This window comes from Paraflavitalea pollutisoli, assembly GCF_029360705.1.
GTDB classification, from domain to species: Bacteria; Bacteroidota; Bacteroidia; order Chitinophagales; family Chitinophagaceae; genus Paraflavitalea; species Paraflavitalea pollutisoli.
Genome location: NZ_JARKMX010000008.1, coordinates 2,141,439 through 2,154,241, shown reverse-complemented (window position 1 = coordinate 2,154,241; position 12,803 = coordinate 2,141,439). Strand labels below are relative to the sequence as shown.

At 51.8% G+C, this 12,803-nt stretch carries 8 protein-coding genes; 4 read left to right on the top strand and 4 right to left on the bottom strand.

Annotated elements, in window-relative coordinates:
• Positions 1 to 26: 26 nt before the first annotated feature.
• A complete protein-coding gene (locus P2W70_RS22335; protein ID WP_276483752.1) occupies positions 27 to 911 on the bottom strand; it encodes a LysR family transcriptional regulator in 885 nt (294 codons plus the stop codon).
• Positions 912 to 1,317: 406 nt separating this feature from the next.
• On the opposite strand from P2W70_RS22335, the gene P2W70_RS22330 reads away from it, so the two are divergent.
• Positions 1,318 to 3,756 (top strand): TonB-dependent receptor, encoded by a 2,439-nt coding sequence (locus P2W70_RS22330; RefSeq protein ID WP_276483751.1) that lies wholly within the window; start codon positions 1,318 to 1,320, stop codon positions 3,754 to 3,756.
• A gap of 35 nt (positions 3,757 to 3,791) precedes the next feature.
• Here the strand turns inward: P2W70_RS22330 and P2W70_RS22325 are convergent, their stop codons facing one another.
• On the bottom strand, positions 3,792 to 4,673 hold the full coding sequence (locus P2W70_RS22325) for a bestrophin family protein (protein WP_276483750.1): 882 nt from the start codon (positions 4,671 to 4,673) through the stop codon (positions 3,792 to 3,794).
• 293 nt (positions 4,674 to 4,966) lie between these two features.
• On the opposite strand from P2W70_RS22325, the gene P2W70_RS22320 reads away from it, so the two are divergent.
• From P2W70_RS22320 to P2W70_RS22310, 3 genes are all read left to right on the top strand, one after another.
• The gene (locus tag P2W70_RS22320) at positions 4,967 to 7,102 is read left to right on the top strand and encodes a carbohydrate-binding protein (RefSeq protein ID WP_276483749.1); all 2,136 of its coding nucleotides are present in this window, start codon (positions 4,967 to 4,969) and stop codon (positions 7,100 to 7,102) included.
• 157 nt (positions 7,103 to 7,259) lie between these two features.
• On the top strand, positions 7,260 to 7,622 hold the full coding sequence (locus P2W70_RS22315; RefSeq protein WP_276483748.1) for a BlaI/MecI/CopY family transcriptional regulator: 363 nt from the start codon (positions 7,260 to 7,262) through the stop codon (positions 7,620 to 7,622).
• A gap of 6 nt (positions 7,623 to 7,628) precedes the next feature.
• Positions 7,629 to 9,023, top strand: coding sequence for a M56 family metallopeptidase (locus tag P2W70_RS22310; RefSeq protein ID WP_276483747.1), 1,395 nt, complete (start codon positions 7,629 to 7,631; stop codon positions 9,021 to 9,023).
• A 100-nt stretch (positions 9,024 to 9,123) separates the two neighbouring features.
• Here P2W70_RS22310 and P2W70_RS22305 read toward each other — a convergent pair whose 3' ends face one another.
• Complete coding sequence (locus P2W70_RS22305; RefSeq protein WP_276483746.1) at positions 9,124 to 11,799, bottom strand: peptidase associated/transthyretin-like domain-containing protein; 2,676 nt, start codon at positions 11,797 to 11,799, stop codon at positions 9,124 to 9,126.
• A 2-nt stretch (positions 11,800 to 11,801) separates the two neighbouring features.
• On the bottom strand, positions 11,802 to 12,692 hold the full coding sequence (locus P2W70_RS22300; protein WP_276483745.1) for a GLPGLI family protein: 891 nt from the start codon (positions 12,690 to 12,692) through the stop codon (positions 11,802 to 11,804).
• Positions 12,693 to 12,803: the final 111 nt, after the last annotated feature.

The window sequence follows — 12,803 nt, the reverse complement described above, 5'->3', positions numbered from 1 at the left end:
CGGATCACCAATTATTGACGGGCCGTTCAGGTTTTTCCACGTTCATTGATCTGTTTGATCAGTTGTTGGAAGGCCTTGACGGCCTTTTTTTCATAAGCGTCTTTTAGGGTAATGATCTTCGCTGTTCGTACCAGGCTCTTGTCTTTGATGGGTATGGCGACGAGGTCTTTGTCCCAGACACTCGTTTGTACCAGTATGCTGTGCCAGTGGCTGGTTTTGACAAGGTCGAGTACCGTGGGTACATCATTCACGGCGATCGAAAACCGTGGGTTGAGCTTTTTCTTATGAAATGCTTTGCTGATGATATGGGCGGTGCTGTAGCCACGTGTGGCAATCACCAGGGGTAACTGACAGATCTCTTCCAGGGTTACTTGTGATTGCTTCGCTATGGCCGACTTCCTGGAGGCTACCAATACCATGGGAGAGCTGAAGAGTGTCTGGTAGGTAAACAGCGGCGCTGGCGTGTTTTCATGAAAGGCGAGAATGAAATCCAACTCGAAACGGGCCAGTTTTTCATACAGGTCATGCGATGCTTCGTATTCTACCTGAACTTGAATGCCGGGGTATTTGGCGGCGAATTGCACCAGGGCCTGGGTAAAGAAGTTCCTGAGCCCATACGCTACACCAATGGTAACCGTGCCGGTTTGCAGGTCATTCAGTTCACGGATCATCAGTAACCCATCCTCCGCTTTTTTAACGCTTTGTCGGGCGTATTCCGCAAACTGCTCACCGGCTTCGGTGATGGCAATGCGTTTGCCCACGCGGTTGAAGAGGGGAATATTCAATTCTTCCTCCAGCTGCCTGATCTGCTGGGATAAGGTGCTTTGGCTGATGTGTAATTGTTGGGCTGCTTCGGTGAAATTGCGCAGTTCTCTTGCCTTCAGGAAATATTTGAGTTGTCTGAGTTCCATGGTGCATGGCGATTGGTATGCAAGATAGTCATCTGTAGCAAAAATCAGCCCCTTCCAGGAATGGAAGGGGCTTACCAAAACTAACTGCTTATGAGAATTTGCGACATTGTTACAACAGCACAAAACTAACAGGTTGGTGTGGTTCCCTTATGACGTATCGGGAAACTATCTTACCCGATACGGAAAAAGCTTTTTTTACACTACCCACTTTCCATGGTAATGGATGTTATTTATTCCCGATTTAATAAATGCTTTTTCTGAAGGGGTAGGTTTGAATGCGGAGGGCGCTTTAATTTTGCCGCGCACTAGTCAGAAGTCCAGCCGGAGCAAGCTGCACAGTCAGCCTTGCTCCGCCGGCTGGCACAATTCGTTTAATCACTGCCCTGTACCTAAATCAACCGGGATCATGCATATGAAGAAATTGGGATGGTTATTTTGCTTTGCTGCCTTATGGATCGTCAAAGCGGCTGCACAGCCGGCGACCAGTCGTTTACTCACCGGTAGCATCCGGGATTCTTCCACCAACAAACCCATCTCCTACGCCACCGTCAGTCTGCTGGATACCGCCCGTCAAACCATAGCTTCTACCTATACACAAGAAAACGGATCCTTCAAATTGGCATGGCCGGTAGCCGGTCGTTATTATATGGAGATCAGTTTCGTGGGATACAAGACACGTGAACGTAGGCTTGATTTGTCTGCAGAACAATCGCAGGTAGCGATTGGCGTGCTGTTGTTGCATCCCGGTGATGACCAGCTGCAGGCTGTTCGCGTGACCGCCCGTAAAAGGTTGGTAGATCAGAAGCCGGGTATGCTGGTGTACAATGCAGAAAACGATGTATCCAATAAAGGGGGGACGGCCGCCGATGTGTTGCGGAAGGCGCCGATATTGAATGTCGATGCACAAGGCAATGCAAGCATGCGTGGCAGCAGCAACCTGAAGATACTCGTCAATGGTAAATATTCTGGTCAGATGGCGCGCAGTGCGGCGGATGCGTTGAATATGATGCCGGCGGATATGATCAAGTCGGTGGAAGTGATCACCACTCCTTCGGCTAAATACGATGCGGAGGGCGCTGCGGGTGTCATCAACATCATTACGCGCAAAGGGAGGAACGACCTCAGCGGTACACTCGAAGCCAGCGCCAGCAACCTGGAGCAGATGCTGAACCCCAGACTCACCTATACGAATTCGAAATGGAGTATGAACCTGGCAGGCCATGTTCACAGATTACGTACCAAAGAGGCCAGGATGATGGATAGAACCTCCTTCGATAATGGCTCCGCTAGCAACCAGCTGCAGCAACGGGTGGAAGAAGACAATGCGGCACCTCATGGATCGGCCGACCTGTCTATCGGCTATACCATCGATGAATCCAATGAACTGAACCTGGGTGTTAATGCCTGGTTGGGCAAATGGCCCAATAACAATACGGTAGCGACCGTGCTCAATAGGCCGGATGGAGCTGTTGAACAGCAGTACGGTCAGGATATCGACAGCCGCAATAAATACCTGGGTGCCGATATCAACCTGGGGTATAGCCGGCGCTTCAAACGTAACGGCCAGCAGCTGACGCTGCAGGTGCAAAATTCCCCTTCGCGCGACCGGTCGGATTACGATGCCCGGCAAATCAACATGGGTAAGGACCTGCTGTACCGGGAAGTGAACAACAGTAAAACGAACAACCGGGAGTGGACCTTCCAGGTCGATTACACCCATCCGCTCAATGCCAAAGGGACTGCCCATATTGAGACCGGCACCAAGGCGATCCTGCGCCAGGTAGATACCCGCTACGAGGTGCGCGCCAGCGATCCGGCGGCGGTCGATCAATTGGTGGGGCAACCTGACCGGTCGGATAAATTTACTTACAGCCAGAATGTGGTAGCGGGGTATGCGATGTACCAGCAGCACCTGAAGGGCAATTGGTTTGTTGAGGCAGGGGCAAGGGTGGAGGCTACCCGTATCAAAGGGAACTTTGTGCGTAATGGCAACCCCTTCAGCAATGTCTTTCTGAATTTCGTGCCGACGGCTACACTCACCAAAAAACTAGATGAAAGCAATACCCTGACCCTTAGCTATACCAAAAGACTCACGCGTCCTTATATCTGGGATCTCAATCCGAACGTGGATGCCAGTGATCCGCGGAATATCGAATCCGGCAATCCGCTGTTGCAACCGGAGATCGCGCACCAGGCTGAGTTCTCTTACGGGTTGAATACCGGAAAGGCATTTTTCCTGAACGTTGCTTTGTTCTGGCGGCAGACCGACAATGCTATTATTGAATTTATGGAAACCAATGCCACCGGCATTTCCTATACCAGTAAGCAAAACCTGGCCGCCAACCGGCAATACGGTCTCAATCTGTCGGCTACTATGCAGATTTCGGAACAGTGGACGGCCAACAGCAATGTGAACCTCAATTACTTTGATTACAGCAGTGGCGCATTAGATATTTTCAGGTCCGGCTGGGGTGGGGAGATCAATGTCAATACCACTTACCGGCTACCCAATCACTATTCCCTGCAGGCGTTTGGTGAATACAACACGCGACAAGTGACCTTACTCGGCGAAGAAGGGCGTTTTTATTACTATAGTTTTGCAGCGAAGAAGGAGATCAAAAAAGCAAAACTGACGGTCACGCTGGCCGCAGTAAACCCTTTCCATGAATATGCTTCCCAGACGGATACCAAACAACGTCCCTCCTTTATCTCCAGGGCCGATAACCGCTATTACAACCGCGCCTTCAAACTAACCGTTGGTTGGGAGTTTGGCAGGTCACAGAAACCCCAAAAGGAAAGAAAGAAGATCGACAACAACGACATCAATGTGCAGGGCAAAGGATAGGAGCGGCTCCTGTTCCTTCTCGCCTGTCTGTGCGGTTACATTTCATAATACAGCCCATTGTCCACCTTGGGTTGTATATCGTTGCGACCACTCATTTGCTTGAGGTTGTTTTCGATGGTTTGTGCCAATGTGGTCATGGGGGTGTCTACCGGCGTATTTTCGAAGGGATCCTGCATAATGATGGCGGTTTTCTCGATGGCGATGAACATGATCGGTATCGCAATGGTAATGGTGACTTCCATGAGCAGCTTGGAGTCTTCGAGGCCAAATGGCAGGATAGCTGCGAAAAGGTAGATCATGGTATGTACCAGCATGCTGTACGATCGCGGAAATACGGTATTCTTGATCCTTTCACATTTACCCATACTGTCGCACAATTTGATGAGCAGCTCATTGAGTTGCATTTGTTGGAAGCCACTGAGCTTTCCTGCCTCGTACAGACTGGCGATTTGTTTTGAATGCTCATCGAGGATCGCATTCGGAATGTTGAGCGCCTGTATCTGGTGTTCATCGAGGTAGGCCTGTACTTTCTCGGAGTAGGGCAGGCGGCGCAGCGACTCACCCAGCGCGTAATTCCATATGGCCTGGCGGCGCACGAAAGCCTGAATCTCTTCGTCTGATCCGGCGGGGAGGAATTGCATGGTAAGTCGGATGAGGCTGCGTGAGTCATTGACGATAGCGCCCCAGATGTTGCGGGCCTCCCACCATCGTTCGTACGATTGACCGGTCCGGAAAGCCAGTAACAACGATACGGCGGTGCCTACCAGTGCCGGTACACTCAACGGCAAGGTGACATTCCGGAAGGCCGAAAAGTGGTCGAATACCGCCATGGTGAGCGCAAACAAGATAATGAGCAGAATCTGAAACTTGATCTCATTGATGAAATAGCCGATCGAAATGCTCCTGTTTAATAGCATAAGTATTTGTTTTAAGGCGCAAGGGCGTGGTCATCAACAAGCGGCCGGTGTTGGCCGGACAAACAGCAGGGTGACCAAATTTAAGCGTTAAAACAATTGTACCGACCGGCTGTGCTGGATTTTAGGGTCAATCAATTGATGAAGTTACTACACAATTGATCAATGCCGGCAAGACAGCACAGGACGGTCGGGTCGTAAAAACCAGGTAACATTATATCCTTGTACTCCTTTACGCAGCTGGATATTTGCTTTTAGCGATTGCTGATTTTATCATCAATAACATAAAAGCCATTATGAAACCTTCCTGGAAAAAAAGCCTGCACTCCGCAGGATGTCTATGTCTGCTGCTTTCCATCACACAGCTAGAGGCCCAGCAACTGGCCTTTCCTACTGCCCAGGGATTCGGGCGATTTGCTACCGGTGGCCGTGGCGGCCGGGTGGTAGCGGTGACCAATCTCAATGATGCCGGGGCTGGCAGCTTTCGCGAAGCCCTCGCCGCCTATCCGGGCGAACCGCTAACGATCATCTTTCGGGTGGGCGGTACCATTACCCTGCAATCTGAAATACAAGTCAAACGCTCCAACCTGACCATTGCGGGACAAACGGCGCCTGGTGGTGGTATTTGCTTAAAAGGGCATTCCTTTATTCTCAACGGTGCCCGTGCCTTGAGTCAGGGTGGTAACCATGGCAATATCATCATCCGTTACCTGCGGTCGCGACCGGGCAGTACCCTCTCTACCGATGTATACGGGTTCGATATGGAAAACTGCCACAACGTGATCGTCGACCATTGCTCTTTCAGTTGGGCCAATGAAGAGTGCGCAGCGATGTACGATACCAAGCGGGTTACCGTACAATGGTGTATCATGAGTGAGGGGTTGTACAATGCCGGCCACGCCAAAGGGGTACGTGGATACGGTGGTGTATGGGGCGGTCAGTATTCTTCCTATCACCACAACCTCATCGCACATCAGCAAAGCCGGGCCATCCGTTTTGGTGGTGCCCGGGCACACGACACCACGGCATTGGTCGACTACCGCAACAATGTGATCTATAATTCTGGTAGTACCGGTGCTGCCTATGGTGGCGAAATGGAGATTGCCATTGGTGTATCGCAGATCAACCTGGTCAATAACTACTACAAACCAGGGCCGGCCAATGCCAACCTCAGTTTTGTACAGCCCAGCTACAACGCCATCGGCATCGGGAAATGGTACATTGCCGGCAACTATATGAATGGTAACAGTGGCAAGACCAATGATAACTGGACCGGGGTGGATCTGTCGAAGATACCTGCTGCACAGCAGGCAGCTACGAAGTCGACCACGGCCTTTAACCTTTCGGGGGCAGATATCGCCGTGCAAACGGCTCAGGCAGCCTATACCGAAGTATTGCAAAAAGCTGGGGCAACCTTGCCGGTACGGGATCCGGTAGACCAGCGCATCGTTACCGAAACGACCAATGGAACTGCTTCGGCGACCGGCGCTTCCTCCGGCAAGGCTGGCATTATCGATATGCCTTCGGAGGTAGGAGGCTGGCCTACCTACGCCAATGGTACTGCGCCCACAGATAGTGATGGTGACGGCATGCCCGATAGCTGGGAGTCTACCAATGGTGCCAATCCTTCCGTGGCCGACAACAATGCCGATCCGGACGGCGATGGCTATACCAACCTGGAAGAATACCTGAACTTCCTCACCGGCGAGAATACCGGTACTGCGGGAGCAACCGGTCTTACCGTCCAGGAAAATGCCAATGGCTTCTGTAGCCTCAACGGTACGGTGGATAGTGACAATGCCGGGTATACCGGTGCGGGATTTGCCAATGCTACCAATGCGGTCGGCAATGGTATCACGTGGCGCGTGAACCTGCCTGTGGCCGGTAATTATACGCTGACCTGGCGCAATGCCAATGGTGGCGGCAGCAACCGGCCAGGGCGTTTGCTGGTGAATGGTGCAGAGGTACAGGCGGCGGTCAATTTTCCGGCCACTGCCAACTGGACGACCTGGGCGGAGGTGTCTGTAAGCAGATCGTTTACGGCAGGCCAACAAACCATCCGGTTGGAGTCAACCACGGCCAATGGACTTGCGAATATCGATTACCTCAAGGTGAGTGGTGCCGGGCAGGCTACGCCGGTCAGTTGTAGTGGCGTGGCGCGCGTTGCGACAGACGGGGGATCCATCACCGAACGTTTTCCGCGCGGTGCGCGGGTAGTGGCGGCCGTGTTTCCCAATCCGGCGACGGGTGTCTTCACGGTGACGGCGGAAGGTCGATTCGATTACCAGGTGATCGATGAGCGTGGACAGCAGGTAGAGAAGGGCACAGGGTCGGGCCGGGCCAATACCGGAGCCAAACTGGCGCCTGGGGTCTACTACATCAAGATACTGCGACCAGGAAAAACCGATATATTGAAATTGGTCAAACAGTAAAAAGCGGCTGCTCAATTACTTATCAGACCCTCGGGGATCGCCTGCAAAACAGGGGCGATCCTTTTTTATTGAATCTTATGATTGGCTGCAAATTGCTGTAAGACATGGCGTTAATCTATGAATGTTTCGTATATTTACGGACATCTCGTTTTTAGCTATGGAAAAATTAACGCCCCACGAAGAGGCCACGATGATCGCCATCTGGAAGGTTGGCCCCGGGTTTATCAAAGATTTTATTCCCGCTTTGTATCCTATCAGGCTGCCCTATACGACCCTGGCATCGACCATCAAGAACCTGGAGAAAAAGGGTTACCTGAAAAGTGAACGGATTGCCAATGCCTATCGGTACAGTGCGAAAGTGAAGGAGGCCGAGTACAAGAAGCGGTCCGTGAATGGTGTGGTCGATAGCTTTTTTCAAAACTCCTATAAAGAACTCGTTGCCTTCTTTGCCAAAGAGAATAAGATATCCAAAGAAGACCTGAAGGAAATCATTGACCTGATCGATAAAGACGAAAAATAGACCACCATGCCTACCTTTTTCATCGTGTTGTTCAAGATCAACCTCGTATTGATATTGTTCGTGGCCGTGTATTATGCCATACTGCGCCGGCTCACTTACTATGGTCTCAATCGATTTTTTCTGCTGTTGGGAATTCTCTTCTCCTGCAGTTACCCATTAATGGACCTGTCGGGATTTTTTGATGCTTCAGACAAGGGAGCTGTGCCGGAGCTAAGCCGCCAGTTCCGTTCTATGTTGACGGTGGAGGCTACGCCCGTCTACATCAATTATGTGTATGGCTTGTTCTTTATCGGGTTTGCTTATGTGCTCGTGCGTATAGTAAAGCAGGCCCTATCACTCTATCGTATTCATCTTCATTCGCAGAAGGCTGTCATTGGTGATCAGCCAGTGCAACTGATCAATGAGCCTGTGGGAGCTTTTTCCTTCTGTCGTAAGATATACATCAACCCTTCTTTACATCAGCAGGAGGCGTTGCCCACGATCATCGCGCATGAGCGCGTGCATGTTCGGCAGTGGCATTCGCTGGACATCCTCCTGGTGGAATTGGGATTGTTGTTGTACTGGTTCAATCCCGCTGCCTGGCTGATGCGCAAAGCCGTTAAAGAAAATCTCGAATACATTGCCGACCACGCTGTGCTGAGGGGCGGTGCCGACAGGCGAAGTTATCAATACAGTTTGTTGCAGGTGACCGCTGTTCATAACGGTCTGGCCATTACCAACGACTTCAACCTGGTCGACCTGAAGCAGCGTATCCGCATGATGAACCGGAAACGTTCGTCGCGGTTTATGTTGATGTGTTATGTGGTGTTGTTGCCAGTGCTGGTGATCGGTTGCCTGGCATTTACGGTATCGGTCAAGGACTCGGTGCAGGAATTGTTGCAGCCACAGGAATTGATGGTGGTAGAGGAAAGTGTTCAGTCTGCAGCGCAAGCGGATCTGCAGCCTGTGATGACCATTCAGCTGAAGCCGGCAAGTGCGCAACAACCAGGAGCGGAGCGCAGTTCAGCCGCGTCTCGTCGTGGTAGGGGCGTTACGGCGCAACCTTTGTCTACTTCTTTGCAGGAGCCATTGTATGAACGGCCATCTACTGCCGGCATCCGGCCGGGCACATCTGCCAACGTGCAGCCCGATAAGCCGCAACTGCAGGAAGTGATAGTGACGGGATATGCTACACCCCGGAAGAAGCCTGCTGACGCGGAAGGTACTAATGCTGCTACGCCGCCCCATCGTGAAGTAGCGGGTTTTGAAGTGCCAGGTCGATCAATGCGGGTGGGTCAGCCGGGAGGGGCAGTCGGCGGAGCACAAGTGTCTCCTGCTCAAAGGATACCAGGGATCAAATTGACTCCAGCTGATACCGCGCTCCAAAGTGTGCGAATCGTGCAGGGGTACCGCAATCCTTAAAAGTACGCGGCGTTGCGATGCAAACTCTTGAAAGTATAAACTTATCGATACATACAACGCCGGCCACTTCAAGAGCCGGCGTTTTTTCTTGTCTACTTTTTCACAGATTGAAGGTGGCCCGGAGCATGGCCATTCTACCCCTTATGTCATAACGGGTGGCCGAGATCAGGTTAGTACTGATGCGGAACAGATCATAGCTTTTTATATTGGCGATGTTGATGAGGTCCAACTCGAAGTCGGTGCGCCAGCGGGTGTATTTGTACCGGATGTTGAAGTCCGTGAATACATAGTTAACGGTGGTGAGACCAGGCTGCTGACTATAGAGGTGTCGTGCCCGCAGAATGATCAGCCATTTGCTACCGTTGGAGAGGCCCAGTTCTCCCTGCTGATCGAGCCGGCTCATGGTATTGGTGATAGGTTTTTCCCCAGCAAGACTGTTTTTTTGGTGGTTGTTGCTACGGGCAGCAGTGCTGTTGTAGCGCAGCGTAACCCTATTGAACAAACGGGTGTCGATGCCAGCTTTGACTGATAACTGCCGGTTGCGCCAGGGAAGCCATTGGTCGTTGATGAACTGGTTATACCGACTTTGCTGGAAGGCGGCGGTGAGTGAAAAAGTGGCTTTCAGTGCAAAGACATATTTGCTGACGCCTGCATTGGCGGTAATGGCGCTCTGGTCGTTTTCGTAGGGCAGCAGGATGGTTCGCTGGATATTGTTGTCGATACGGGAAGCTGTGATGGCGTTGGCGATGATCTTATTGTACTGAAGACTGGCATGGGCGCTGAGTAGATGGATGCTGCGTTGATAATGATAATAGAGGCTGGCACCGGCAGTACGTGTTTCGAGCAGGTCGGCATCGCTGGCCTGCAGGCTGCGGTAATTGGTGAGGAGGGTGCCACGGTATATGCCGGTTATATTGCCCATATTGTTGTTGTAGCTATAGTTCAGTCGCAGATAATCTTCCAGGTTGATTTTCCAGTTGATGGAGGCGGAAGGGTTGAGGAACAACCGTGGCAATCTTTCCTGCAGATTATAGTCTTCTTGCCGGTAACGGATCGATTGCCAGATCAGGGGGAGGGATAAGCCGATCTGGATCTTGTCTTTCGAATAGGTGTAGTGGCCGGTGACATGTGCGCGGTCGCGTTGCCAGCGGAGGTCGTTGCCGGCATCACCCGGGTAGGGCTGGAAGCTATCGTTCGTTTCACCCAAGGCCAGGGTGGATTGCAGTTGTTGGCGTTCTGTCAGCAGACCAGCTTCGTAGCGTTGCAGGATACTGCCTTTGCGAATCATATAGGTAAGGGAAAGTTGTTGTTGGAACGCGGGCACGGATACTTCCTGCCTGGTTGCTGTATAGGGAATGTCTTTGTGCAGGATGGCTGGGTGCAGACCGGTATCGGCCATCAGTCGTTGTGGATTGGTACTATAGCTGACCAGCCATTGCAGTTCGAGGTTGTTGCCATTTTTAAGTCCCGGGATATAATGCAGGAAGTTGTTGAGCTCGTATTGGCGCAGGCGCAGGTCAAGGCCCAGTGAACTGTTGTTGATGGAAAGCTGGCTCGATTGCTGTTCTCCACTGATATTGGCCCGAAGGCGGTTACTGAAGTAATAGGACGATTTATTGGCGGTGACCGTAAAGGCAGTTTGCAGGGCAAAGGGTTTACGAATGGCGTCCTGTGATTCCCGGTAGTATACAGTGTCGTCTGCGAGGTATTGTTTGGTGTCGTTGTGGTATTGCAGGGATTGCCGATCGATAAAGCCCTGGATATTGGAGCGCAGTTGTAGGCCTTTTCGGTTGTTGATGAGGTTGTTCAGGTTGATGATCGCCGACCGGTTGAAATAATAATTCCTTTTGGGTAGGTTGGGGTTGCCGACAGTACCGGTATATAGTAGCTGGCCGGGTGGGTTGCTACTGTTGGGTGGGGGAGTGGTGCTGCCCAGTTGGGCAAGTTCGTCGGCATAATCGGTGCCGCTGTTGTTGGCCTTGAGACTATTGAGCAATTTGATGCGCTTGCTCAATACGATGGTATTGCCGGTGGCGTCGTACTGGGCGGGGAGACCGCCACCCACCATGGCCTGGCCCGAAAGGGCCAGGCTGTTCTCATCTTTCAATACGAGGTTGAGGGCTACCGCATCGGATGGTTTTTTGCCTTCAAGCGCTTTGATGGGTTGATGGTGCTGGATCACTTCCACGCTTTGGATCAGTTCTTTGTTGATGGCCTTGGTGGCCATGCCATAGCGGCCATCCATAAGATCGTCGCCGTGTATATACAAATTCGAAACGGGTTGCCCGTTGTAATAGATCGTTCCTTTTTCATCTACAGACAAGCCAGGCATGCGTCCAATCACATCGCCAATGCTGCGGTCATCTTCGCGGGCGAAGGAGCGCACGTTAAAGCTGGTCGTATCTCCTTTCACAATGGCTGCTGGCCGGCTTTTGACGTTGACTTCGGGTAGCAAGGTGGCGCTTTCTTCCAGTATGATGCGGTAATCTGATTGACCAGGCAGCAAGAGTAGTTGCCGATGCTTGTAGCTCAGGTGTGTTATTTCCAGCACGGTACCTGATAGCGACAGGGTATCGGTAAAGGAAATTTGAAAACGCCCCTGCTCGTTGCTGATGGCATATTGCAGTACCAGCCCGCCGGTGCGTTTCCATACCACCGTGGCCTGCGGGATGGGTTGGCTCTTGCTATTCAGTAGTTGCCCGCTCAGTGTTTTCGTTTGGGCAATAGTTGCCAGGGGCAGCCAGCAGACTGCCATCCACACGACGATCCATTTCATGGTTATTTACGTTCCAGCGGGTTATTGATAAAACGACGGGCAATCTTGCGTTTCTCGTCGATCAGAGGTTGAGCGTCTTCGCCGGAAGTGCTTTTGCCATTCAGATCGCGATAGGCCAATCGTGGGGCGGGGGCGCCTTGTGGTAATTGTGATTGCATGGTGGCTACGGGGTTTTCTTCAAAGGCTTCTTTGGCTTTGGCGACTGCCTGTTCGGAGGCGGGAATATAGCTGTTGCGGCCATAGCGGTGTTTTGTTTCTTCGGTGGGTTTGCGTATGGCGAGGCAGGTGAACGATACTTCACCGTTGGCATCGGCGGCTTCGAGTATGAGGCCGGGCAATCCGGATAGCTTCCAGGGGCCGTAGCGAAAGGGGAGCTCGGTAGTAAACCAGGCGATGTATTGGCGGCCTGCATAGGTGCCGGTGGCTTGTTGGCAGGTGTAGTCGCCGATGGTTTTGGTTTGCTGCCCGATCTGCCAGTCGATCCTGGGGAGTGGTTGTTCTATTACATAGGCGCTCATCCCAATGCTGGTGAAAATTTTCAATACGTTGGTGGCGGGAGATTGTACCAGTTCGTATTCGGTATAGCCAGGAGCGTATACAACGGCCATAGGGCCACCTGCTACGACCCTGACTGCGGTGGGAGCGGCGCCTGCGCTGGAAGCAGCAGTGGCTGTGGTAGCGGTGTTGGTAGGTATTAGTGGTGAACGGCGGTAGCTGGCGGTGTGGGCGGCTACGTTGAGGGTCATGTTCTCTTTCAGTGGATTGCTGCGATTGGTGGTGTCATGGATATGCGAAAAGGAGTAGTCGACAGCAACTAAGAGGGTTTCAGGTTCCTGAGCCAGGGTTGAAAAGGTTGGTAGAAGTAAAAGGAGTAAAAATGTGTAGTGTCTCATAATCAGTGTATTAAATTACGATATTGTCGTAAATGTACGAAACTTTAGTAATTATTCAAACTGATTGATAAGTTTTTGTGTGGACTGCTTGCTGCGACCGGTAGGGTTAGA